Annotated in this window: 16 protein-coding genes; 6 read left to right on the top strand and 10 right to left on the bottom strand. The window is 70.8% G+C overall.

Annotated elements, in window-relative coordinates:
• Positions 1-99 precede the first annotated feature (99 nt).
• Positions 100-843 carry an MBL fold metallo-hydrolase gene (locus M4V62_RS28015; RefSeq protein WP_249589972.1) on the top strand — a complete coding sequence of 248 codons (744 nt, stop codon included), beginning with the start codon at positions 100-102 and terminating at the stop codon, positions 841-843.
• A gap of 34 nt (positions 844-877) precedes the next feature.
• Entirely contained in the window at positions 878-1,702 is an 825-nt protein-coding gene (locus tag M4V62_RS28010) for a DUF3097 domain-containing protein (protein WP_249589971.1), read from the top strand.
• Between the two features lie 303 nt (positions 1,703-2,005).
• On the opposite strand, the gene hemW is transcribed toward M4V62_RS28010, so the two are convergent.
• Together hemW and M4V62_RS28000 are read right to left on the bottom strand one after the other, a co-directional pair.
• Entirely contained in the window at positions 2,006-3,238 is a 1,233-nt protein-coding gene (hemW, locus tag M4V62_RS28005; RefSeq protein WP_249589970.1) for a radical SAM family heme chaperone HemW, read from the bottom strand.
• Positions 3,239-3,289: 51 nt separating this feature from the next.
• Complete coding sequence (locus M4V62_RS28000; protein ID WP_249589969.1) at positions 3,290-5,212, bottom strand: SpoIIE family protein phosphatase; 1,923 nt, start codon at positions 5,210-5,212, stop codon at positions 3,290-3,292.
• Between the two features lie 270 nt (positions 5,213-5,482).
• On the opposite strand from M4V62_RS28000, the gene M4V62_RS27995 reads away from it, so the two are divergent.
• Together M4V62_RS27995 and M4V62_RS27990 are read left to right on the top strand one after the other, a co-directional pair.
• Positions 5,483-9,577 (top strand): HAMP domain-containing protein, encoded by a 4,095-nt coding sequence (locus tag M4V62_RS27995; protein WP_249589968.1) that lies wholly within the window; start codon positions 5,483-5,485, stop codon positions 9,575-9,577.
• A gap of 12 nt (positions 9,578-9,589) precedes the next feature.
• Positions 9,590-10,174: a response regulator gene (locus M4V62_RS27990; protein WP_249593029.1), complete on the top strand. Its 585-nt coding sequence runs from the start codon at positions 9,590-9,592 to the stop codon at positions 10,172-10,174.
• Positions 10,175-10,216: 42 nt separating this feature from the next.
• Here the strand turns inward: M4V62_RS27990 and M4V62_RS27985 are convergent, their stop codons facing one another.
• Positions 10,217-12,106 carry an AMP-dependent synthetase/ligase gene (locus M4V62_RS27985; protein ID WP_249589967.1) on the bottom strand — a complete coding sequence of 630 codons (1,890 nt, stop codon included), beginning with the start codon at positions 12,104-12,106 and terminating at the stop codon, positions 10,217-10,219.
• Between the two features lie 249 nt (positions 12,107-12,355).
• Positions 12,356-14,227, bottom strand: a complete 1,872-nt coding sequence (gene lepA / locus M4V62_RS27980; protein ID WP_249589966.1) for a translation elongation factor 4 — start codon at positions 14,225-14,227, stop codon at positions 12,356-12,358.
• A gap of 290 nt (positions 14,228-14,517) precedes the next feature.
• Here lepA and rpsT point away from each other — a divergent pair, with 290 nt between their 5' ends.
• A complete protein-coding gene (rpsT, locus tag M4V62_RS27975) occupies positions 14,518-14,784 on the top strand; it encodes a 30S ribosomal protein S20 (protein WP_249589965.1) in 267 nt (88 codons plus the stop codon).
• A gap of 269 nt (positions 14,785-15,053) precedes the next feature.
• On the opposite strand, the gene holA is transcribed toward rpsT, so the two are convergent.
• On the bottom strand, positions 15,054-16,037 hold the full coding sequence (holA, locus tag M4V62_RS27970) for a DNA polymerase III subunit delta (RefSeq protein ID WP_249589964.1): 984 nt from the start codon (positions 16,035-16,037) through the stop codon (positions 15,054-15,056).
• Positions 16,038-16,128: 91 nt separating this feature from the next.
• Between holA and M4V62_RS27965 the strand changes: the two genes are divergently transcribed.
• The gene (locus tag M4V62_RS27965) at positions 16,129-16,374 is read left to right on the top strand and encodes a hypothetical protein (protein WP_249589963.1); all 246 of its coding nucleotides are present in this window, start codon (positions 16,129-16,131) and stop codon (positions 16,372-16,374) included.
• Between the two features lie 33 nt (positions 16,375-16,407).
• Here M4V62_RS27965 and M4V62_RS27960 read toward each other — a convergent pair whose 3' ends face one another.
• The 5 genes from M4V62_RS27960 to M4V62_RS27940 form a co-directional block, all read right to left on the bottom strand.
• A complete protein-coding gene (locus M4V62_RS27960; RefSeq protein WP_425575221.1) occupies positions 16,408-17,373 on the bottom strand; it encodes a YceI family protein in 966 nt (321 codons plus the stop codon).
• A 237-nt stretch (positions 17,374-17,610) separates the two neighbouring features.
• Positions 17,611-20,358: a ComEC/Rec2 family competence protein gene (locus tag M4V62_RS27955; protein ID WP_249589961.1), complete on the bottom strand. Its 2,748-nt coding sequence runs from the start codon at positions 20,356-20,358 to the stop codon at positions 17,611-17,613.
• Positions 20,355-21,113, bottom strand: a complete 759-nt coding sequence (locus M4V62_RS27950; RefSeq protein WP_344646380.1) for a helix-hairpin-helix domain-containing protein — start codon at positions 21,111-21,113, stop codon at positions 20,355-20,357. The genes M4V62_RS27955 and M4V62_RS27950 overlap by 4 nt, the downstream gene beginning before the upstream one ends.
• Positions 21,114-22,442: 1,329 nt before the next feature.
• A complete protein-coding gene (locus M4V62_RS27945; RefSeq protein ID WP_249589960.1) occupies positions 22,443-23,288 on the bottom strand; it encodes a DegV family protein in 846 nt (281 codons plus the stop codon).
• A 99-nt stretch (positions 23,289-23,387) separates the two neighbouring features.
• Complete coding sequence (locus tag M4V62_RS27940; RefSeq protein ID WP_249589959.1) at positions 23,388-24,161, bottom strand: hypothetical protein; 774 nt, start codon at positions 24,159-24,161, stop codon at positions 23,388-23,390.
• Positions 24,162-24,227: the final 66 nt, after the last annotated feature.

Raw genomic sequence — 24,227 nt, 5'->3', positions numbered from 1 at the left:
GCCGCGAGGTACGACCCCGGCAAGGGCCGGACCACCTGTGTCGGTCCGAGGGGTGGGGCAGCGGCTGCCAAGCCGCCCGTGCGGGGCTAGCGTCGGCGTATGGACGTGGCACTGGCTTGGGACGAGGCGGGGTGGGAGCGGCTCGCGCCGCATGTGGGGCGGCGGCGGCTGCCGGTGTGGGACTGCACGGCGGGCCTCGTCGTCGGCGGCGATTCGGCGCTGATGATCGAGGCGGGGGCGACCCTGCGCGAGGGGGCCCAGCTGCGCACCCAGGCGCGCGGCATCCTCGGCGGTGCCCGCCGGGTCACCCACCTCGCCCTGACGCACCCGCACTTCGACCACGTCCTGGGCGCCGCGGCGTTCGCGGGCGTGGAGGTGTACGGCGCGGTCGGCATCGACACGCTCCTCACGAAGGGCCGCGACGAGCTGCGCGCATCGGCCGTCCGGCACGGGGTCGCCGCGGACGCCGCGGCGGAGGCCGCCGACCTGCTCGTCCGCCCGCACCACCTGGTGTGCGGGGAGTGGACGCTCGACCTGGGCGGCGGGGTGCAGGTCCTGCTCGCCAACGTCGGTCCCGGCCACTCGGGCCACGACCTGGCGGTCCTGGTCCCCGGCACGGACGGCTCTCCGGAGATCGTGTTCTGCGGCGACCTGGTCGAGGAGTCGGACGAACCGCAGGCGGGGGCGGACGCGGTCCCGAAGCGCTGGCCGGCGGCGCTCGACCGGCTCCTCTCCCTGGGCGGGGAGGACGCGTTGTACGTGCCGGGGCACGGAGCGGTGGTCGACGCGGCATTTGTCCGTGCGCAACGCGCCACACTGGCGGCCCGCTTCGGCGTGTCGTAGCCGGTCGTACGCCGTTTCTCCTATCGTCGTGCGAATGCGCCAGTACTCCGCAGACCTCACCCCGCCGTGGAAGAAGCCGAAGTCCGTGCCGGAGGTCGCCGCGGAGGCCGACCTCGTGGTGGAGGAGCTCGGCACCGGCTTCTGCGGGGCGGTGATCCGCTGCGAGAAGACGGCGGAGGGTCCGACGGTGACCCTGGAGGACCGCTTCGGCAAGCACCGCGTCTTCCCGATGACTCCCGGGGGCTTCGCCCTGGAGGGCCGGACGGTCACACTGGTCCGCCCGTCGGCAGCGTCTCCTCTTGTACGTCCCACACGAACCGCCTCTGGTTCGGTGGCCGTGCCGGGGGCGCGGGCCCGGGTCGCCCGTGCGGGGCGGATCTACGTCGAGGGGCGGCACGACGCGGAGCTCGTCGAGCGGGTGTGGGGCGACGACCTGCGGATCGAGGGCGTGGTCGTCGAGTATCTGGAGGGCATCGACGACCTCCCGGCGATCGTCGCTGACTTCTCCCCCGGCCCCGACGCGCGGCTCGGCGTCCTGGTGGACCACTTGGTGCCCGGCTCCAAGGAGTCGAGGATCGCGGCGCAGGTGAGTTCGCCGTCGGCGCTGGTGGTGGGGCACCCCTACATCGACGTGTGGGAGGCGGTGAAGCCGTCGTCGGTGGGCATCGAGGCGTGGCCCCGCGTCCCACGGGGCCAGGACTGGAAGACGGGCGTCTGCGAGGCGCTGGGCTGGCCCCTGAACACGGGCGCCGCGTGGCAACGGATCCTGGGCTCGGTGCGGAGCTACCGGGATCTTGAGCCGGCGCTGCTGGGCCGCGTGGAGGAACTGATCGACTTCGTCACGGCACCCGAGTCCTAGCCCGCCGTAACTGGCCGTGGGCCCTGATCCCGTGCTACACCGCCGCTGCGCGGCGGATCTTTCCCGCCCACCCACCCGATTGCCCCGCGGTTGCTCGTCGCCCGTCCGGCGCGCCCGAGTCCTAGACCGCCCACCCGATTGCCCCGCGGCTGCCCACCCAGGCCTGCCGGGGATATCCAGCCCGTCCGGCGATTGAGGACGAACTCGGCGGAGCCGGTGATGACGGTGCGCCCGAGCCCGGCGAAGCCGGAAGTTTCGGGAAGGGGCGGGGTTGGGGAAAGTCCCGCAGGGCCCGCCCGAACCTCAGTCCACCAGGTCCCGCACGACCGCATCCGCCAGCAACCGCCCCCGCAGTGTCAACACCGCTCGCCCCTCCTCGTAGGGCCCACCCTCAAGCAGCCCCTCCTCCAACGCCCGGCGCGAAGCCGCGAGCCCCGCGGGCCGGAGCAAGCTCAACGGACACCCCTCAAGCAGCCGCAGCTCAAGCAGGATCCGCTCCACCCGCCGATCCTCCGCGGCCAGCACCTCCCGCCCGGCCCCAGGCGAGCGCCCAGCACCCAGCGCCCCCGCGTACGCCCCGGGATGCTTGACGTTCCACCACCGCACGCCCCCCACATGGCTGTGGGCCCCCGGCCCGGCCCCCCACCAGTCGGCCCCCCGCCAGTACAGCTCGTTGTGCAGGCACCGCCCGGCCTCGGACGTGGCCCAGTTGGACACCTCGTACCAGGAGAATCCCGCCCCCCCGAGCACCTCGTCCGCGATCAGATACCGGTCCGCGTGCACGTCGTCGTCCGTCATCGGCACCTCGCCGCGCCGGATCCGCCGCGCCAGCTGCGTGCCCTCCTCGACGATCAGCGCGTAGGCGCTGACGTGGTCGGGCCCGGCGCCGATCGCCGCGTCCAGGGTGGCCCGCCAGTCGTCGTCGCTCTCGCCCGGCGTGCCGTAGATGAGGTCCAGGTTGACGTGGTCGAAGCCCGCGGCCCGCGCCTCCGCGACGCACGCCTCGGGCCGCCCGGGTGTGTGCGTACGGTCGAGCACCTTCAGTACGTGCTGCTTGGCGCTCTGCATCCCGAAGGAGACGCGGTTGAAGCCCCCGGCCCGCAGCTCGCTCAGGTACGCCGGATCGACGGAGTCGGGGTTCGCCTCGGTGGTGATCTCGGCGTCGTCCGCGAGCCCGAACTCCTCCCGCACGGCCCCCAGCATGCGGACGAGGTCGGCAGCGGCGAGGAGCGTCGGCGTACCGCCGCCGACGAAGACGGTCCGGACCGGGCGCGGGTCGTCGCCCAGGGTCTTGCGCGCGAGCCGCACCTCGTCGATCAGGGTGTCCGCGTAGTTGTCGCGTGAGGCGAGAACGCCGCCGGAGCCGCGCAGCTCGGTCGCGGTGTACGTGTTGAAGTCGCAGTAGCCGCAGCGCGTGGCGCAGTACGGGACGTGGAGGTAGAAGCCGAGCGGACGCGTCCCCGCACCCGCGAGGGCGGACGCGGGCAGGGCCCCGTCCTCGGGCATGGGCTCACCATCGGGCAGTGCGGAAGGCATACCTTCGATTGTCCCGCACCGCGGAGGAACCCGACGCCGCGCACGAGACCCCTACTGCGCCTGCAGCACGAGCACCGCCAGATCGTCGTCCGGCGGCCTCTCCGAGAACGCGTGCACCATCCTCTTGATCCGTTCCGCCACCAGGTTCGCGTCAAGACCCGCACAGCTCGCGAGCGCCGTCGCCAGACCGTCGCCGTCGTCGAACATGTTCCGTCCGGCACGGCGCTCCGTCACCCCGTCCGTGACGCAGAGCAGGGTGTCACCCGTCCGAAGCTCGAAGGTCTCGCTCGTGTACGTCGCGTAGTCGACGACCCCGAGCAGCAGCTGGGGCGTGGCCGCCGCCTTGACCGTCCCGTCCGGGGAGAGCAGCAGCGGCAGGGGGTGTCCGGCGCTCGCCACCGTGCAGCGGACGCCGCCGTCGTCCATGGGCACCAGCTCTCCGTAGAGGAGGGAGAGGAAGCGGGAGGTGGCGCCGTCGGGCGGCAGGCCCTGGCCGCCCGCAACCGCGACCACCGCCGCTGCCGCGTCCGCCGCCTCCGTCGCGTCGTCCAGGAGGAGCTGGTTGAGGCGGTCGAGGACTTCCGCGACCTCGTACCCCTCGCGGGCGAGCAGCCGCAGCCACGGCCGGGCGAGGCCGATCACGACGGCCGCCTCGACCCCCTTGCCCTGGACGTCGCCGAGCGCGAAGCACCAGCGGCCCTTGCCCGCCTGGAACACGTCGTAGAAGTCGCCGCCGGGGCCGCCCTTGTCCCGCGGCTCGTACACGACACCGCTGTTCATTCCGGGGATCTCCGCGACGGAGCTCGGCAGGAGGCCGCGCTGGAGGACCTGGCTGATGGTGGCCTGCCGCTGATAGCGCCGCGCCGTGCTGATGGCGAGCGCGACGCGGCGGCTGAAGTCCTCGATGAGGCCGGTGACTTCGTCAGCGAAGCGCATCATCCCGGCCCGCCCGATGACGAGCGTGCCCAGTGCGCGGCCGCCCGCCATGAGGCGGTAGGCCAGGGCCGTGCCCGTCGCCTCGCCTGCCGGACCCTCGCCGGGCCACGGCACGGGGACGGCACCGGAGCCGACCGCCTCGGGCAGCAGGGGCGGGTCCTTCTCCAGGCTGCGGCGCAGTTCCTCTATCCGCTGCTCGCTGGTGTGCCAGACACGGGCGAGCCGGGTTCCCGGGGCTCCACTCGCGGCGCCGCGCGGCGCGACCTCCGGTTCGTCGTCGAGCCACACCGCGCACCAGTCCGCGAGCCGCGGTACGAGCAACTGCCCGGCGAGGGCGGCCACCAGGTCCTCGTCGAACTGTCCGGCGAGCAGGTCGGAGGCCTCGGCGAGGAAGGTGAGCGCGCCGCGGTTGACCCACTCCGTGTCGTGCGTGATCCGCTTGGGCAGCGGCGCGAGGATCTCGCTGGCGCGCAGCCCTCGGTGCATCGCCTGTTCGCTCGCGTACGACTCGATCTCCTGGACGGCCTGCACGCCGCCGACGGGGAGGCGGGCCCAGACGGCCTTGGTGCCGGTGCGGTAGGTGATGCCCCAGGAGTCGGAGAGGGTCGCGACGAGTTGCAGGCCCCTGCCGTACTCGGGTGTGCCGGGCGGCTGGGGCGCGGGCTCGCTGCGGACCGCGCGGGCGGGGTGGTGGTCGGAGACCTCGATGACGAGGGTGTCGCAGCTCTCCCCCAGGCCCGCCTCGTCGAGCCTGCACAGCAGTTCCACCGTCGTGCCCGCGTGCACGACGGCGTTCGTGACGAGTTCGCTGACCAGCAGCACGGCGTCGTCCGCCAGACGGTCGGTGATGCCCGCCGCGGCGGGCACCTCGAGCTCGGCCCAGTCGGCGAGCGCCGCGCGCACAAACCTTCGTGCGGCAGCGGGCGCCATCGGGTTCCCGGGCAGCGATGTGCACACCACCGCCGGCGGGCCGGGCTGGTGCCCCGGCTGGGCGGACGCACGGAAAGTGGTCTCCCGTTGCATCGGAATGGACCCCACGTTTCGGCTCCTGAGCAGTTCGGTCGAATACGCCTCAGGCGACACGAACAGAGTGACAGACTGGCCACGCCCATAAGCACCGAGTTACTGAAGTGGGCCGTTATGAGTGAGAACAGTGCTATGCCCGCGCTCGGTCACGGTCGGATTCCGGCCCCGAAACGAGCTCCGATACCCGCGTCGCCGTCCGGACCTGCTCCGGACACGACGCCTGAGATCACCCCGGAGACCGTTCCGGAAGCAATCTCCGACCTGCGCCCGCTCCTGTCCGCCATGCGGGCCGCGCGGGACGGGGACTTCACGAAGGTCCCGGTGACCGGCCACGGCATGACTGCCGAGCTGCACTCGGTGTTCAACGAAATGCTGGACCGCTCCCTGCACTTCGACGGCGAACTCGCCCGCGTACGACGGGAGATCATCCGGCACGGCCATCTCAACGAACGGTTCTCGGCGAGCCCGGGGCACGGCAGCTGGGCCACGCGCGTCCACGACGTCAACTCCCTGCTCGACTCCCTGGTCGCCCCCGCGGCCAACGCCACCCGCGTCCTGAACGCCGTCGCGGGCGGCGACCTCACCCAGCGCGTGGACCTGCACGACGGCACCCGCGAGCTGCGGGGCGACCTGCGGCGCCTGGGCCGCGCGGTGAACACGATGGTCGACCAGCTCTCGCTCTTCACGGGCGAGGTCACCCGCGTCGCCCGTGAGGTCGGCACGGAGGGGCGGCTCGGCGGTCGCGCCAAGGTGCGTGGGCTTTCGGGCAGTTGGCGTGACGTGACGGAGGCCGTGAACACGATGGCCGCCCGGCTCACCGCCCAGGTGCGCGACATCGCCCTGGTGACGACGGCGGTGGCGCAGGGCGACCTGACACGGACGGTCACGGTCGAGGCGACGGGCGAGCTGCTCGAACTGAAGCTGACCGTCAACACGATGGTCGAACAGCTCTCCGCGTTCGCCGCCGAGGTGACGCGTGTGGCCCGCGAGGTGGGCACCGAGGGCCAGTTGGGCGGCCGGGCGCAGGCACGGGGCGTGTCGGGGGTCTGGAAGGACCTCACGGACAACGTCAACTTCATGGCGTCGAACCTCACCTCTCAGGTGCGGAACATCGCTCAGGTCACCACGGCCGTCGCCAACGGCGATCTGAGCCAGAAGATCACCGTCGACGCCCGGGGCGAGATCCTGGAGCTGAAGTCGACGGTGAACACGATGGTGGACCAGCTCTCCGCCTTCGCGGACGAGGTCACCCGCGTGGCCCGCGAGGTCGGCACGGAGGGCAATCTGGGCGGCCGGGCTCAGGTGCGCGGTGTGTCCGGCGTATGGAAGGACCTCACCGACAACGTCAACTTCATGGCGGACAACCTCACCTCACAGGTGCGCAACATCGCCCTCGTGTCGACGGCCGTCGCCCAGGGCGACCTCGGCAAGAAGATCACCGTCGAGGCGAAGGGCGAGATCCTCGAACTGAAGTCGACCATCAACACGATGGTGGACCAGCTCTCCGCCTTCGCGGACGAGGTCACCCGCGTGGCCCGCGAGGTCGGCACGGAAGGCAACCTGGGCGGTCAGGCGCAGGTGCGCGGCGTGTCCGGCGTATGGAAGGACCTCACCGACAACGTCAACTTCATGGCCCTGAACCTCACCTCACAGGTGCGGAACATCGCCCAGGTCACCACGGCCGTCGCCAACGGCGACCTGTCGAAGATGATCACGGTGACGGCGCGCGGCGAGATCCTGGAGCTGAAGGACACCGTCAACACGATGGTGGAGCAGCTGCGCGCCTTCGCGGACGAGGTGACCCGCGTGGCCCGCGAGGTGGGCACGGACGGCCGGCTCGGCGGCCGGGCCCAGGTGCTCGGTGTGTCGGGCGTCTGGAAGGACCTCACCGACAACGTCAACTACATGGCCGACAACCTCACAGGCCAGGTCCGCAACATCGCGCAGGTCGCGACGGCGGTGGCCCAGGGCGACCTCTCCAAGAAGATCGACGTGGACGCGCGCGGCGAGATCCTGGAGCTGAAGACCACCATCAACACCATGGTGGACACGCTGTCCTCCTTCTCGTCCGAGGTCACCCGCGTGGCCCGCGAGGTCGGCTCCGAGGGCCAACTGGGCGGCCAGGCAAGGGTCGAGGGCGTCTACGGCACGTGGAAGCGCCTGACGACGAACGTGAACGAGCTCGCCCTGAACCTCACCACGCAGGTCCGCGCGATCGCGGAGGTCGCGTCGGCCGTGGCGCAGGGCGACATGACCCGGTCCATCACCGTCGAGACCCGCGGCGAGGTCTCCGAGCTCAAGAACAACATCAACGTCATGGTCTCCAACCTCCGCGAGACCACCCGCGCGAAGGACTGGCTGGAGTCGAACCTCGCTCGTCTGGCGGGTCTGATGCAGGGCCACCGTGACCTGATGGAGGTCGCCGACCTGATCCTGCGCGAGCTGACCCCGCTGGTGAACGCCCAGTACGGCGCCTTCTTCCTGGCCGACCCGGAGGCCGGGGACGCCACGACGCTACAGACGCCCCCGGTCAAGGGGCTCGCCTTCATCGCCGGGTACGGCTCCGCGCAGGGCTCGGTCGTCGACACGGGCGCGATGCCCGCGCACGGCCTGGTGCGGCAGGCGGCCCTGGAGAAGAAGCGGATCCTCGTCGACGAAGTGCCGCCCGACTACATCAAGATCACCTCGGGCCTCGGGGACGCCGCACCGGCCAGCCTGGTGATCATCCCCATCCTCTTCGAGGACAAGCTGCTCGGCGTGATCGAGCTGGCCACGTTCTCCCGCTTCTCGGACGTGCACCTGGCGTTCTTCGACCAGTTCGTCAGCACCATCGGCGTCGCGATCAACACCATCATCGCCAACTCCCGTACGGAATCACTGCTCAGCGAGTCCCAGCGGCTCGCCACCCAGCTCCAGGACCGCTCGGACGAACTCCAGCTCCAGCAGGCGGAGTTGCAGCGCTCGAACGCCGAACTGGAGGAGAAGGCGGCCCTCCTCGCCACCTCCTCGCAGTACAAGTCGGAGTTCCTCGCGAACATGTCGCACGAGCTGCGCACGCCGCTGAACTCCCTGCTCATCCTCGCCCGGCTGCTCTCCGACAACCCCGACAGCCATCTCTCCGACCAGGAAGTGCAGTTCGCGACCACGATCCACCGCTCGGGCTCCGACCTCCTCCAGCTCATCAACGACATCCTCGACCTGTCGAAGATCGAGGCGGGCCGGATGGACGTACGCCCCAAGAAGCTCCCCCTGATCAAGGTCCTCGACTACGTCCACGCGACGTTCCGCCCGCTCACCCTCGACCGCGGGCTCGCCTTCGAGGTGTCGGTCGGCGAGGACGTGCCGCGCGAGATGTTCTCGGACGAGCAGCGGCTCCAGCAGATCCTGCGCAACCTCCTGTCGAACGCGGTCAAGTTCACCGCGAGCGGCGGCGTCGAGCTGCGCGTGAGCCGCGTCAAGAAGACCGGCGACCGGCTGCACGACGGCGGCGACCGGCTCTGTTTCGCCGTCAAGGACACGGGCATCGGCATCCCCGCCGACCAGCTCCCCGCCATCTTCGAGGCGTTCCAGCAGGCTGACGGCACCACCAACCGCAAGTACGGCGGCACCGGCCTCGGCCTCTCCATCAGCCGCGAGATCGCCGGTCTCCTCGGCGGCCGCATCACCGCGCAGAGCACCCCGGGCCAGGGCTCCACCTTCACGCTCTACGTCCCCGTGGTGCACCCCGGACACGGCCCGGCCGCCGCCGCGTACGCGGCGACCAGGTCACTCACGACCCCGGAGCCGCACGACGACCGGGTCGCCATGAACCCGCACACCTTCCACGAACAGAACGACAGCTGGCCCACCCCCACCAAGCTGGAGGAGTACAGGGAGGGCCCGGCCGGCCGCATACTGCGCGGGCGCCGCGTCCTGATCGTCGACGACGACATCCGCAACGTCTTCGCGCTCACTCACGTCCTGAGCCGTGTCGGCATGCCCGTCCTGTACGCGGAGAACGGCCGCGAAGGAATCGAGACCCTGGAGCGCAACCCCGACACCGACCTGATCCTGATGGACATCATGATGCCGGAGATGGACGGCTACGAAACCATCACCGCGATCCGCCGAACCCCTCGCTGGACAGGCCTTCCCATCATCGCGCTGACGGCCAAGGCGATGCCCGGCGACCGCGAGAAGGCCATCGAGCAGGGTGCCAGCGACTACGTACCCAAGCCTGTGGACGTGGACCAGCTGCTCTCGGTCGCCTGCGCGCTCCTGGCCCCAGAAGGCGACGGCGCGACCGAGCCGGACACGCCCACCACAGCAGAGAAACCCGTTGCAGCGGAACCGGCGGAGGCTCCCGGGGAGCCCGCCGCTCCGCCGACGACCGAGTGAGGCATGGTCACCATGAGCACCGAGGTCATGACCGACAACCGCGCGAGCATCCTCCTTGTCGATGACATGGAGGACAATCTGATGGCGCTGGAAGCCGTCCTGGGGTCACTCAACGAACCACTGGTACGCGCCCGTTCGGGCGAGGAGGCGATGAAGGCACTTCTGCGGCAACGATTCGCCGTGATCCTCCTGGACGTGCGCATGCCGGGGATGGACGGCTTCGAGACCGCGTCGAACATCAAGCGACTCGACCAGACCAAAGACGTGCCCATCATCTTCCTGACGGGCACCGACAACGACGCGGGCTACGCCTTCCGGGGCTATGCGACGGGCGCCGCGGACTATCTCACCAAGCCGTTCGACCCGTGGGTGCTGCGCGCCAAGGTCACCGTCTTCCTTGAACTGCACCGAAAGAACCAGCAGTTGGAGAAGATCCTGGCGCGCGAGCAGCAGCAGTTCGACGAACTGGCGGCCCGCCTCTCGGCGATCGAGGCGCACATGGCCGCCAGCAGCCTGAACGACGTACTCGAACTGCGCCACCACGTGACGCACATGGAGGAGCTGGTGAAGGAGATGCGGCGCGGGCGGGGCGCCTGACGTGTTACGTCCGACACCCCGCCCGCACAAGGAAGCGAAGGCTCAGGCCTCGCGCGATCCCGCGTACATCTCGTCGATCAGGTGCTGGTACTCGCGCTCGACGACCGGGCGCTTCAGCTTGAGGCTGGGCGTCAGTTCGCCGTGCTCGATGTCCAGGTCGCGGGGCAGCAGCTTGAACTTCTTGACGGTCTGCCAGCGCTGGAGACCTTCGTTGAGCTGCTTCACATACCCGTCGATGAGCTCGACGGTCGCCGGGGCCGCGACCACGTCGGCGTAGCTCTTGCCCTCCAGGCCGTTGTCCTTGGCCCAGGCCAGGATCGCCGGCTCGTCGAGCGCGATCAGGGCGGCGCAGAAGTTCCGGTCGGCGCCGTGCACCAGGATGTTGGAGACGTACGGGCAGACGGCCTTGAACTGGCCCTCGACCTCGGCGGGCGCGATGTACTTGCCGCCGGAGGTCTTGATCAGGTCCTTCTTGCGGTCGGTGATCCGCAGATAGCCGTCAGCGGACAGCTCGCCGATGTCGCCGGTGTGGAACCAGCCGTCGGACTCCAGGACCTCGGCGGTCTTCTCCGGAAGGCCGTGGTAGCCCTCCATGATGCCGGGGCCGCGCAGCAGGATCTCGCCGTCGTCGGCGATGCGGACCTCGGTGCCGGGCAGCGGCTTGCCGACGGTGCCGGTGCGGTAGGCCTCGCCGGGGTTGACGAAGGAAGCCGCCGAGGACTCCGTCAGGCCGTAGCCCTCCAGGATGTGGATGCCCGCTCCGGCGAAGAAGTAGCCGATGTCGGGCGCGAGCGCGGCCGAGCCGGAGACGGCGGCGCGCAGCCGGCCGCCGAAGGCCTCCCGCAGCTTGGAGTAGACGAGCGCGTCGGCGACCTTGTGCTTGGCGCCGAGCCCGAAGGGCACCGAGGCGGAGCCGGTCCTGCGGAAGTTGTCCTGGCTGACCTTCGCGTACTCGCGGGCGACCTCGGCCGCCCACAGGAAGATCTTGTACTTGGCACCGCCGCCCGCGCGTGCCTTGGCCGCGACCCCGTTGTAGACCTTCTCGAAGATGCGCGGCACGGCGGCCATGTACGTCGGCTGCACCACCGGCAGGTTCTCGATGATCTTGTCGACGCGGCCGTCGACCGCGGTGACGTGCCCGAGCTCGATCTGCCCCGAGGTCAGCACCTTGCCGAAGACGTGGGCGAGCGGCAGCCACAGGTACTGCACGTCGTCCGGGCCGAGCAGACCGGTCGACGCGATGGCCTTGGCCATGTACGACCAGTTGTCCTGCGGCAGGCGCACGCCCTTGGGCTTACCCGTGGTGCCCGAGGTGTAGATGATCGTGGCGAGCTGATCCTTGGTGATCGCCGCGATGCGCTCCTTGACCGCCTCCGGGTTCTTCTCCAGATGGGCGGCGCCGCGTGCCTCCAGGTCGGCGAGGGTGAGCACCCAGCCTTCGGGGTCGCCCTCCGCAGGGCCCGCGCCCTCGGTGTCGATCACCACGACATGCCGGAGCTCGGGCAGCTCGGCGCGCTTCTCGCGCGCCTTGGCGAGCTGCTCGGCGTTCTCGGCGATCAGGACCCGGCTGTCGGAGTCGGCCAGGATGTAGGTGGACTCCTCGGCGTTGGTCTGCGGATACACCGTGGTGGTGGCCGCGCCCGCGCAGAGGATGCCGAGGTCGGCGAGGATCCACTCGACGCGCGTGGACGAGGCGAGCGCCACGCGGTCCTCGGGGGCGAGGCCGAGCTCGATGAGGCCCGCGGCGATGGCGTAGACACGCTCGGCGGCCTGCCCCCAGCTCAGCGACTTCCACTCGTCGGGCCCTTCACCCGAGGCGGCTGGCACGGGATAGCGGTAGGCCTCGGCGTCGGGCGTGGCCGCCACGCGTTCCAGGAAGAGGTGCGCCACGGACGGCGGACGGTTCTCGATCAAGGTCTGTGTGTCGCTCACGACATCCTCCGGACCCGCGACATGCGGCGACTGGCTGGCGGCTGCTGGGCTTGTTGAACTTGCGAGGGTCTTGTTTAACTTGCGAGTAACCTACGAGCAGTGATCAGAGTAGAGCGCCGAGGCCCGGTGCGTAAGGGGCTTCTGCCTGTCACTTCATACAAGAACGGGTCCGCCGCGCAAGAGCGCGACGGACCCGCTGAGATGCCTGTGTGACGCCCGTGTCGGACGGGACGGCGGCTGAGGCGTGGGCTACTTCTTGGCCTTGCCCGGACCGCTGTCGTCACTGGAGAGCACCGCGATGAAGGCTTCCTGCGGCACCTCGACGGAGCCGACCATCTTCATGCGCTTCTTGCCCTCCTTCTGCTTCTCGAGCAGCTTGCGCTTACGCGAGATGTCACCGCCGTAGCACTTGGCGAGGACGTCCTTGCGGATGGCGCGGATGGTCTCGCGGGAGATGACCCGGGATCCGATGGCCGCCTGGACAGGGATCTCGAAGGCCTGGCGCGGGATGAGCTCCCGCAGCTTGGCCACGAGTCGCACGCCGTACGCGTACGCGGCGTCCTTGTGGGTGACGGCGGAGAACGCGTCGACCCGGTCGCCGTGCAGCAGGATGTCGACCTTCACGAGATCGGCGGCCTGCTCTCCGGTGGGCTCGTAGTCCAGGGACGCGTAACCACGGGTCTTGGACTTCAGCTGGTCGAAGAAGTCGAAGACGATCTCGGCGAGGGGGAGGGTGTAGCGGATCTCCACCCGGTCCTCGGAGAGGTAGTCCATGCCGAGGAGGGTGCCGCGGCGGGTCTGGCAGAGCTCCATGATCGCGCCGATGAACTCGCTGGGCGCGAGGAGCGTGGCACGTACGACGGGCTCGAAGACCTTGTCGATCTTGCCCTCGGGGAACTCGCTCGGGTTCGTGACCGTGTGCTCGGTGCCGTCCTCCATGTCCACGCGGTAGACCACGTTCGGAGCGGTGGCGATGAGGTCGAGCCCGAACTCGCGCTCAAGTCGCTCACGGATCACGTCGAGGTGCAGCAGACCGAGGAAGCCCACGCGGAAACCGAAGCCGAGAGCGGCCGACGTCTCCGGCTCGTAGACCAGCGCGGCGTCGTTGAGCTGCAGCTTGTCGAGGGCCTCGCGCAGGTCCGGGTACTCCGAGCCGTCCAGCGGATACAGACCCGAGAACACCATCGGCTTCGGGTCCTTGTAGCCGCCGAGGGCCTCGGTCGCGCCCTTGTGCAGGGAGGTGATCGTGTCACCGACCTTGGACTGACGGACGTCCTTCACGCCGGTGATGATGTAGCCCACCTCGCCGACGCCGATGCCGTCTGCCGGGGTCATCTCGGGGGACGACACCCCGATCTCAAGCAGCTCGTGCGTGGCACCGGTGGACATCATCCGGATCCGCTCACGCTTGTTGAGCTGACCGTCGACGACACGGACGTACGTCACGACGCCCCGGTAGGAGTCGTACACCGAGTCGAAGATCATCGCGCGGGCGGGCGCGTCCGCGACGCCGACCGGCGGCGGGACCTCGGCGACGACCTTGTCGAGCAGCGCCTCGACGCCCATGCCGGTCTTCGCGGAGACCTTCAGGACGTCGGCCGGGTCGCAGCCGATGAGGTTGGCGAGCTCCTCGGAGAACTTCTCCGGCTGGGCGGCCGGCAGGTCGATCTTGTTGAGGACCGGGACGATCTTGAGGTCGTTCTCCATCGCCAGGTAGAGGTTGGCGAGAGTCTGCGCCTCGATGCCCTGCGCGGCGTCGACGAGGAGGACCGTGCCCTCACAGGCCGCGAGAGAGCGGGACACCTCGTACGTGAAGTCCACGTGCCCCGGGGTGTCGATCATGTTGAGGATGTGGGTCTTGCTCTGCTCGGGGCCCTCCGTGGGGGCCCAGGGCAGACGCACCGCCTGGGACTTGATCGTGATGCCGCGCTCGCGCTCGATGTCCATGCGGTCGAGGTACTGAGCACGCATCTGCCGCTGCTCGACCACACCGGTCAGCTGGAGCATGCGGTCGGCGAGCGTGGACTTGCCGTGGTCGATGTGCGCGATGATGCAGAAATTACGGATCAGAGCCGGGTCGGTACGGCTCGGCTCGGGCACATTTTTAGGGGTCGCGGGCACGCAGGGTCCTGTCTCTTGAGGCGCCTGTCGCCTCGGGTCGGATCTATACGTAGGTTCCATGGTCCCACGGGTGGGGCACTGGACCCGGTCTGGGCCGGTCCGAGCGGGGATCGGCCCCATGAGGGCGGGGAGCACCGCCCGGATTGGGCCGGTCGGAGGGCTGCTGGTAATCTGGGCAGCTGTGTCTCCTGACCCTCTCGGTCCCTCGCGGTTCTGATGGCCCTGAGGCACGTGTCAAAGAAATTCATCTGCAGTACCTCTGCAGTACCTGAACCTGAAAAGGCTCTTTCGTGGCGAACATCAAGTCCCAGATCAAGCGGATCAAGACCAACGAGAAGGCGCGTCAGCGCAACAAGGCGGTCAAGTCTTCCCTGAAGACCGCGATCCGCAAGGCCCGCGAGGCCGTTGCCGCTGGTGACTCCCAGAAGGCCATCGAGGCGACGCGTGAGGCTTCGCGTCAGCTCGACAAGGCTGTCTCCAAGGGTGTCATCCACAAGAACCAGGCCGCCAACAAGAAGTCGGCGCTTGCTTCGAAGGTCGCGACCCTCCAGGGCTGAAACCCTTGCCCCGGCTCGCCGGGGCGCTGATCAATCCTCCCGCGAGGGTAATTCGAGCCCTCTACCTCGAATCGCGGACAGACCACGCAGTACGCCACGCTGCGACAATGCCCCCGGCCCACTCCGGGGGCATTGCTGTGTCCGGGGGCGCCCCGTTAGGGGCGCGGGGCTGCCGGGGAGGAGTGCCCCTTTAGGGGCGCGGGGAACTGCGCGACCAGCCAGGGACTACCCGCGGATTGAGAACCGGCAGGCGTTGGCTCCGCGCAGTCTCAGCGACGCGACCTCGCCGCGCGGGCGACGGCGACCACGGCCTTCTCCAGGGCGTACTCGGGATCATCGCCCCCGCCCTTGACGCCCGCGTCAGCCTCCGCACAGGCCCGCAGAGCCACCGCCACCCCGTCGGGAGACCACCCCCGCATCTGCTGCCGGACCCGGTCGATCTTCCAGGGCGGCATGCCCAGCTCACGGGCGAGGTCAGCGGGCCGCCCGCCCCGCGCGGAGGAGAGCTTGCCGATGGCCCGCACGGCCTGGGCAAGGGCGCTGGTGATCAGGACGGGGGCGACGCCGGTCGACAGGGACCAGCGCAACGCTTCGAGCGCCTCGGCGGCCCGCCCCTCCACGGCTCGGTCGGCCACGGTGAAGCTGGAGGCCTCGGCACGGCCCGTGTAATAGCGGCCGACGACCGCCTCGTCGATCGTGCCCTCGACGTCCGCCACCAGCTGGGACACCGCCGAGGCGAGCTCCCGCAGATCGCTGCCGATCGAGTCGACCAGGGCCTGGCACGCCTCGGGCGTGGCCGAACGGCCCAGGGTGCGGAACTCGCTCCGCACGAACGACAGCCGGTCCGCGGCCTTGGTCATCTTCGGGCAGGCGACCTCACGGGCCCCCGCCTTGCGGGCGGCGTCGAGCAGACCCTTGCCCTTGGCCCCGCCCGCGTGCAGCAGGACAAGGGTGATCTCCTCGGCCGGCGACCCGAGATACGCCTTCACGTCCTTGATCGTGTCGGCCGACAGATCCTGCGCGTTGCGGACGATCACGACCTTGCGCTCGGCGAAGAGCGAGGGGCTTGTCAGCTCGGCGAGCGTGCCGGGCTGCAGCTGATCGGACGTGAGGTCGCGCACGTCCGTGTCCGAGTCGGCTGCACGGGCGGCCGCGACCACCTGCTGCACGGCGCGGTCGAGGAGGAGGTCCTCCTGGCCCACGGCGAGCGTGAGAGGAGCGAGCGGGTCGGCGGTATCTGTCTTCCTGGCCATCGCGGTCAAGCATCCCACGCGGCACTGACAGCCCGTCCCGTACGGCCGGGCCGGTTCCCGAGCGGCTCGCCGCGTACCGGAGAATGGGCAGGTGACCGACGTACGACATGTCCTGGTGCTGCCCGACCGCGATGCCGCGGAGGAAGTGGCCGAAGAACTCCCCGACCGTTTCGGCGTGCGCGAGCAGCCTCAACTCGTCCGTGACGCGCTGGCGGGCGAGGACGACGCCGAGGACGCCCAGTGGCTGGTCGTGGTCGAGGACCCCGATCGACGCCTCGACCGCACGGCGCTGGACGACCTGGCAGCGGAGCACGAGGGCTGGCTCGAGGCTCCCTAGGCGGGGCCGGTGGGCGTGGTGAGGTCTGGTGGGTCAGCTCTTGGGCAGGACCTGGATGTCGAGGTCGATCGTGATGCTGGGTCCGACGGCCGCGATGCCGCGGGCCAGCATCGTCTGCCAGTTGATCGTGAAGTCGTCGCGGTGCAGCTCGGTGGAGGCGCGGCATGCGACGCGGGTCTCGCCCTCAAGGCCCTGGCCCACCCCGAGATACTCCGTCTCCAGCGTGACCGTGCGCGTCACGCCGTGCAGCGTCAGACCGCCCGTGATCGCCCAGCGGCTGCCGCCCTTGTGCACGAAGCGGTCGCTGTAGAACTCCATCGTCGGGAAACGCCCCACGTCGAGGAAGTCGCCGGACCTCAGGTGGTCGTCGCGCATCTGCACCGCGGTGTCGATGGAGGCGGCGTCGATGACGACATGCATCGCGGAGTCCTCCATCCGCTCCCCCAGCCGTATGGCACCTGCGAAGCTGTTGAACCGGCCGTGAATCCGGGCAAGACCGATGTGCCGCGCGGTGAAGGCGACCGAGGAGTGCAGGGGGTCGATCTCCCAGTCACCCGGCTCCGGCAGCGCCGGGGGCGGGGCGATCTGGAGCATGACGTCACCGAGCGAGGCGTGCGCGCTCTCCCCGACCGTGGCGTTCGCCCGGTACGGAGTGAACCCTTCCGCCGAGACCGCCAGGCGGTAATCCCCGGCCGGAACCGTCGCGACGAACGAACCGAACGGATCAAGGCCCCCACCGACGACCTTGCGCCCCATGGCATCGCTGACCGCGAACTCCGCGTGCCGCACGGGCTCATTGACCGGGTCGAGCACCCGGCAGCTGAGCACTCCCGCACTGGGCGGAACCGCCACGGCGGACAAGGGCCCCCCGGCCCGACCGGCCCGCCCCGCCCTGACGGCCGGCCCGCCACGGCCTGCCCCGCCCGCTCTTCCTGCCCCACCGGCTCGATTCGTCCGACCGGCTCGGTTCGTACGGTCTCCCAGCCAACGGCCGAACATCTGCGACACACCCCCGCGCACCTTGACAACTCCTGTCCCGAAGAGGCATTCGATCACCGTTGCGGCATTCGATGCAACACGAACCCACTTCGCTGGAATGCGGCGCTAGCACTTGAAGTGTCACGAGTAGCCCCAATTAATCACCGCCGGGGGCGAGGGAGGGAAGAGAAGGGGGAGCAGGAGGGGGAGCAGGAGGAGAGATCAGAGATCTGAGAGGGGCTTGTACGAGCCCGCTCGCTAGGGCGGCCGCGTGGCCACCTCCAGGACCGGAGCCGCCCCGTCCGCCGACCCGGCCGCCGATCCGCCGCTCGGCCCGCCTGTCGGTCCGCCTGTCGGTCCGATGACCGCGATCGAGCCGTCCGTGTCCGTCCGGAACACCTCCGCTCCCCCGGCCCGCAGCGCCGCGACCGTACGGGGTGCCGGGTGTCCGTACGAGTTGTCTCTTCCCGCACTGATGAGGGCAAGGCGCGGCGCGGTCCGCCGCAGGAGCCCGGGGTCCTGATAGGCCGAGCCGTGATGGGCGACCTTGAGGACGTCCACGGGTGGCAGCGCCGCCACGGCCGGTGTGCGCAACAGGGCTCGCTGGGCGGGCGGTTCGAGATCGCCGAGCAGGAGCAGGGTCACTCCCCGGGCGCGTGCGAGCAGGGTGACGCTGGCGTCGTTCGGACCATCGGGGGCCGGCATCCGGCCCGAGCCCTCCGCCGTCGGCCACAGCACCTGCCAGTCAAGGGCGCCACCACCCGCACGGCGCCGCTCCCCCGCCACGGCTCGGCTCACCGGAATCCGGTGGGCGGCCGCCTGTTCGCGTACGAACCGCGCCTGCGCGGGGGGATCTTGATACCCCGTCGTCTGGATCGCCCCGACCGAACGCCCCCGCAGCACACCCGGCAGCCCCGCCACATGATCGGCGTGGAAGTGGGTCAGCAGCACGAGCGGTACCCGGGTCACGCCGAGCGAGCGCAGACAGCGGTCCACGAGCACCGGGTCGGGCCCCGCGTCGACGACCACTCCCGCCCCGTCCCCCGCGGCGAGCACGGTGGCATCCCCCTGGCCCACATCACACATCGCGAACCGCCAGCCGGCCGGCGGCCAACCGGCGATCACCCTGGTGAGGGGCGGGGGCTGCACGATCGCCAGGAGGAGCAGCAGGGCACAGGCCGCGCTGAGCCAGGGGTGCCTGAGGAGCTTGCGGCCGACCAGGACCACGCCGACCGTGGCGAGGGCGAGCAGCAGACCGCCACGCCAGCCGCCGGGCCAGTCGACGCCACTGCCGGGCAGCGCCGCACCCGTGCGGGCGATGTCCGCGATCCATGAAGTGGGCCAGCTCGCGCACCAGGCAAGGCACTTGGCGACCGGCATCACCAACGGCGCCGTCGCCAGCGTGGCGAAGCCGAGCACCGTGGCGGGCACGACGGCCACCTCCGCGAGGAGGTTGCAGGGCACCGCCACCAGGCTCACCCGTGCCGCGATGACGGCGACGACGGGCGCGCACACCGCCTGCGCGGCAGCCGCGGCGGCCAGCGCCTCGGCCAGGCGCGGGGGAACCCGGCGTCTTTGAAAGGCGGCGCTCCATCTGGGCGCGAGGGTCAGAAGGGCGCCGGTGGCGAGCACAGAGAGCAGAAACCCAGGACTGCGGGCCAGCCATGGGTCGTACAGGACGAGCAGCAGTACGGCGGCGGCCAGGGCCGGGATCAGCGAACGGCGCCGTCCGGTGCCGATGGCGAGCAGCGCGATCAGTCCGCAGGCCGCGGCCCGCAGCACGCTCGGGTCCGGTCGGCAGACGATGACGAAGCCGAGGGTGAGAGCACCCCCGATCAGCGCGGTCGCCCGCAGCGGAATCCCCAACCGTGGCGCGAGACCGCGCCGTTCGGCACGCTGGGCAAGGCCGGGCGGGCCGATGAGCAGGGCGAGGACGATGGTGAGATTGGCGCCGCTGACGGCGAGGAGGTGCGTCAGATCGGTCGCCCTGAATGCCTCCTCCAGCTCGGGCGGCACGCGGGAGGTGTCCCCGACCACAAGGCCGGGCAACAGGGCCCTGGCATCGGGCGGCAACCCGTCCGTGGCCTCCCGCAACCCGCCCCGCAACCGTCCCGCCAGGCGCTGCGGCCCTGACGGCGTCTCGATCACCCGCGGCGCCTGCCCTCCTTCCACTCGGAGCACCGCCGCTACGCGGTCGCTCTCCGGCAAGGGAGGCGCGAGGGCTGTCCGGACGCGAAGCCTGGTCGAGGGCAGGAGCGCGAGCCAGCGCGCCCTGGACCAGGGGCCTGCGGAATCCTCGCCGCCTGCCCCGCCCTCACGTCCGCGCCCGCCGTCGGCCCTCTCCCCCTCCTCCCCCTCCCCGGCGAAGACCAGGACCGGGGTGCGGGTCACGGAGGTCTTGCCGTCCGCCGGCGTGACACGGATGATCTCCGCTTCCAGCATGACGGAGGGTGGCACGGCATGGGCTCCCGTGACGCGGGGCCGGGTGAGCCGGGGGTCGGAGGTGACCTCCAACTCGATCTCCGCTTCGGCATAGTGACGAGCCAGGGCAGGGACCGGCCCTCGGTACAGGTCGGCCCCGTGCAGCGCCGCGGAGCCTGCGCCCGCCGCGGCGCAGAGGAGAACGGCTGCCACCGAGACCCGGCGCCAGGGCTGCCGCCAGCCCGGCACCTGAGCCCCCTCAGACGCATCCTGCCGCGCTCCACCAGCAGCGTCAGCCCGCACTGTACGTACCGGGTGCGCCCGCACCGTCCACGTCACCAACATGACAGCTGCCACCACGACACAGACGACCACGGCTGCGATCACCCACCGGGGCGGGGCATCCAGCGCCAGGGCCGCCGTCCCCCAGGCCGCGAGGGCGGGCGGCACAAGGCGCAGGTCCAGTGGGCCTTCCTGGCAGGGATGGGCGTCACCGAGCCGACGCCCGGACGGGGCGCGAACGGCGGCGTCGGGTGGGCCCGTTGAGGCTCCGGACACCACGGCCGTCTGCCTCCGCGATCTCATGGCCGCACCAGATTCTGCAGGTCTGCATAGCGCCTGTCGCCGATTCCATTGACCTCGCGCAGCTCATCCACCGAGCGGAAGCCGCCGTGTTCCGTGCGGTAGTCGATGATGTGCTGGGCCAGCACGGGGCCCACACCCGGCAGTTCGTCGAGCTGCTCGGCAGTGGCCGTGTTGAGGCCGACCGGGGCGGCAGGACTCGCTCCCGTCGGCCCTGCGGCCGCCCCGGCACCAGGCGTCGCCGGAGCCGATGGAGCAGATACAGCCGCCGGTGCGCCGACCACCACCTGTTCGCCGTCGATGAGCAGGCGGGCACGGTTGAGGCCGTCCGTGTCCGCGCCGGGGCGAACCCCGCCCGCGGCCTTCAGCGCGTCGGCGACCCGGGAACCCGCGGGCAGCCGCAGGATTCCGGGGCTGCGGACCTTCCCACTGACGTCCACGACGACCCCACCGCCACTGGCACCGGGCGCACCGCCCGCGCCGACCGCCGGTCGGCCGCCACCCTCGGGAGGAGGCGGGGCTCCGGGGGACGGAGACGGCTCCGCGCCCCGATCGGGTGCCGCCCCGACCACGTCCGGCGCCCGCACCGGCTGCGTCCGCCCTGCCCAGAAGTGCTGGGCGGCGAACACCGCGGCAAGGACGAGAACCACCCCGAGCGCGACCAGGCTCCGCCACTCAAGACCACACCGCAGCTGCAGCCACAACGGCAACCGCTCCCGCACAGCAAGCCCCACCCGCCCCCGCAGGGGCGCCCCCAACGCACCTCCGTCCGCTCCGTCTGCGGACGCCCCCGACTGCGGGGACTGCGCTTGAGGCAGGGGCTGGGGCTGGGGCCGCGCTGAGGTCTGCGTCCGGGGCTGGTGCTGGGCTCGAATCTGGGGCTGGGGCTGGGGCTGGACCTGTGCCTGCGCCCGCGCTTGAGGCTGAGCGTGGGCTCGGGTCTGGGGCTGGGCCTGGGCGGCTTGGGGCCAAGCCTGCGCCGGGGGCCGAGGGCGCGACTGAGCCCGAGGCTGCAACACGGCCTGAGTTCCCAGCCCGGCCTGCGGCTGCGGCTGCGGCACTGGAACGGTGCTCGCCTCCGACACCGACCGAGGTCCCAGCCCCGACCCCACCCCGGACTGCCGCACAACCCACGGTTGCCGCACGGCCTGCGACTGCGGCTGCGGCTGCGGCTGCGGCTGCGGCTGCGGCTGCGGCACTGGAACGGCCCTCGCCTCCGACACCGACCGAGGTCCCAGCCCCGACCCCACCCCGGACTGCCGCACAACCCGCGGTTGCCGCACGGCCTGCGGCTGCGAAGCGACAAGGGGCTTCGGCTCCAGCCCTGGAACGGCAGGCGGCTCCGGCTCCGGCTCCGGCTCCGACGCTGGAGCAACCTCCGCCCGCGACACCGGCGTAGACCCCAGCCCAGACCCCCGCATGGCCTGCGGCTGTGGCTGCGGCCCCAGCCCGGCCCGCCGCCGCACAGCCTCCGATTGCCCCACGGCCTCCGACTGTCGCGAAACCGACCAAGGTGGCTGCGCATTCTGCTGTTCCTCCTGCCACAGCGCCTCCAGCACAGCTTGCGCACGCCCCACGGCCTCCGGCTGCCCCACGCCCTCCGGCGGCGGCGCTCCCGACCTCAACCCGCTCTCGCCACCCGCCCGTTCAGGCTCGGCGAACAGTGTCTCCGCGCGCTGCCGCAACGCCTGCGCCCTGGCCCGCGCCTCCGCCGAAGCGTGTCCGCGCCGGAGCGCCCGCCTGCGGGCATGGCCGTATCGCTCACGACCGTCAGAAGCAGGGCCGCCGACAGCGCGGCCGGCAGAAACGCGAGAGCCGGAGGGAGTGCCTGAGCGAGTGCCAGAAGCACGGCCATCGGACCCGGGGCCTCGTCCAGGTCCACTCGTCGCGGCAGGGGTCCGTGAAAGTGATCGAAGTTCCATGCCGACGACGCTAGAGACCTCGGCCGAACTATGTTGATCTTGGTCAATTCCCGTGGATTACCCAGCAGTTGTGGATAACTCCGTCACCCAAAAGCTCACCGCGCACGACCCACCGCGCACCCTTCACCACGCCCCCCACACCCCACGCCCCTCGCCCCTCGCCCCTCACCAGGGCGAAACCACAGCCCCCAACAACCCCGGCCCCGTATGCGCCCCGATCACCGCACCGACCTCGCTGACATGCAGCTCCGCAAGGCCCGGCACCCTGTCCCTGAGCCGGTCCGCCAGGGTCGATGCGCGTTCCGGCGCCGCCAGGTGATGCACCGCGATGTCGACGCGGTTGCTCCCGGCTCGCTCGATCACGATCTCCTCGAGCCTCGCGATCGCCTTGGACGCCGTCCGCACCTTCTCCAGCATCTCGATCCGCCCGCCGTCCAGCTGGAGCAGCGGCTTCACCGCAAGCGCCGAGCCCAACAGCGCCTGCGCGGCGCCGATGCGGCCACCCCGGCGCAGATAGTCCAGCGTGTCGACGTAGAAGTACGCGGACGTGTTCGCGGCCCGCTTCTCCGCCGCGGTCACCGCCTCGTCCACCGAACCGCCGGACTCGGCGGCCTCCGCCGCCGCGAGCGCGCAGAAGCCGAGGGCCATCGCGACCATTCCGGTGTCCACCACCCGCACCGGCACCGGCGCGTCCTTCGCCGCGAGGACGGCTGCGTCGTACGTGCCCGAGAACTCGGCGGACAGATGCAGCGAGACGATGGCCGTCGCGCCCGACTCCGCGACCTTGCGATAGGTCTCCGCGAAGAGTTCCGGACTCGGCCGCGAGGTGGTCACGGAGCGCCGCTTCTGCAGCGCCAGGGCCAGGGAGCGCGCGGAGATCTCCGTGCCCTCTTCGAGCGCCTGGTCACCGAGGACCACGGTCAGGGGTACCGACGTGATGCCGTGCCGCTCCATCGTCCGCTGCGGCAGATAGGCCGTTGAATCCGTGACGATCGCGACATGACGGGACATGCGGTGGAGATTACCTGCCTGGGCCCGACGACGGCAGCCCGACCCCATGCGGGTCAGTCTGCCAGCCGTGCTCCCGGCCGTGCCAGGTCACCCGCCCGCTCACGTCGTGCTCTCGGGCCTGGCCTGCTTCTCCCAGGGGTACGAGGGCCGCGGCGTCGGCGGCGTGATGGCGGGCCGCTCCGGCTCGTCCGCCGACGCGGACGGCTTCGGCCGCTCCGGCCTCCCCGGCTGCTCGGACGGCTCTGTCCACGTCTGTTCCGCACCCTTGCCCGCGTCCGCCGCCGGCTCGGGCTCGGGCCACGCGGCGGGTGTCTGCGTGGGCGCAGGCTCCTTCGTCCAGTGCCGCAGCGCGCCCGCCTCCAGGTCGATCTGCGTGCTCAGCGAGTCCAGGTCGTCGTCCGCGAACCGGTGGGCGCGGTCGCGCGCGGACCACCGCAGCGAGTCCGCCGACTTGGTGATCTGCTCCGTCCGCTCCCGCAGCGCGGGGAGCCGCTGGGCGAGGGCCGCCTTGTCCGGGTCCCGCTCGAGGCGCCGCAGCTCGTCGTCCAGCTCGTGGCCGTGTGCGCTGAGCCGCTCGAAGAGCCCCAGGGACTCCTTCAGGGAGGCGTCCTCGGCCACGCCCGCCTGGAGGGCGTCCTGGGTGGCCCGCATCGACGTGCGCAACCTGATGCGCAGCTGGGCCAGTTCGGCGGCCGTGCCCACCTGCGCGAAGCTCCTCGCGCGCAGCGTCGTGTCCTCGACCGACCGGCGTGCCTGCGAGATCGTGCGGTCCACGCCGCGCTTGGCGGCACCGATCGCCTTCACCGTCATGTACGCACCAAAGATCACGAACAGCAACACGAGCAGCGCCACGATCACGCCCACGGCTTCCATGACGCTCCCCTCAGGTCCTGCGGCGGGTTCCGCACCGACTCTTCAACGGTAAACGCAAAGGGCAGG

This window comes from Streptomyces durmitorensis, assembly GCF_023498005.1.
In the GTDB taxonomy this organism is placed as follows: Bacteria; Actinomycetota; Actinomycetes; order Streptomycetales; family Streptomycetaceae; genus Streptomyces; species Streptomyces durmitorensis.
The sequence above is the reverse complement of the archived record's forward strand: the minus strand, read 5'-3'. Positions and strand labels throughout refer to the sequence as shown.

Bases quoted from the DNA above. Each gene is read 5' to 3' on its own strand.
- M4V62_RS27945 (WP_249589960.1), bottom strand. From the start codon at position 23,288: ATGTCCCGTCATGTCGCGATCGTCACGGATTCAACGGCCTATCTGCCG.
- M4V62_RS27955 (WP_249589961.1), bottom strand. From the start codon at position 20,358: ATGAGATCGCGGAGGCAGACGGCCGTGGTGTCCGGAGCCTCAACGGGC.
- holA (WP_249589964.1), bottom strand. From the start codon at position 16,037: ATGGCCAGGAAGACAGATACCGCCGACCCGCTCGCTCCTCTCACGCTC.
- M4V62_RS27990 (WP_249593029.1), top strand. From the start codon at position 9,590: ATGAGCACCGAGGTCATGACCGACAACCGCGCGAGCATCCTCCTTGTC.
- M4V62_RS28015 (WP_249589972.1), top strand. From the start codon at position 100: ATGGACGTGGCACTGGCTTGGGACGAGGCGGGGTGGGAGCGGCTCGCG.
- M4V62_RS27960 (WP_425575221.1), bottom strand. From the start codon at position 17,373: ATGTTCGGCCGTTGGCTGGGAGACCGTACGAACCGAGCCGGTCGGACG.
- hemW (WP_249589970.1), bottom strand. From the start codon at position 3,238: ATGCCTTCCGCACTGCCCGATGGTGAGCCCATGCCCGAGGACGGGGCC.
- M4V62_RS28010 (WP_249589971.1), top strand. From the start codon at position 878: ATGCGCCAGTACTCCGCAGACCTCACCCCGCCGTGGAAGAAGCCGAAG.
- M4V62_RS27940 (WP_249589959.1), bottom strand. From the start codon at position 24,161: ATGGAAGCCGTGGGCGTGATCGTGGCGCTGCTCGTGTTGCTGTTCGTG.
- M4V62_RS27995 (WP_249589968.1), top strand. From the start codon at position 5,483: ATGCGGGCCGCGCGGGACGGGGACTTCACGAAGGTCCCGGTGACCGGC.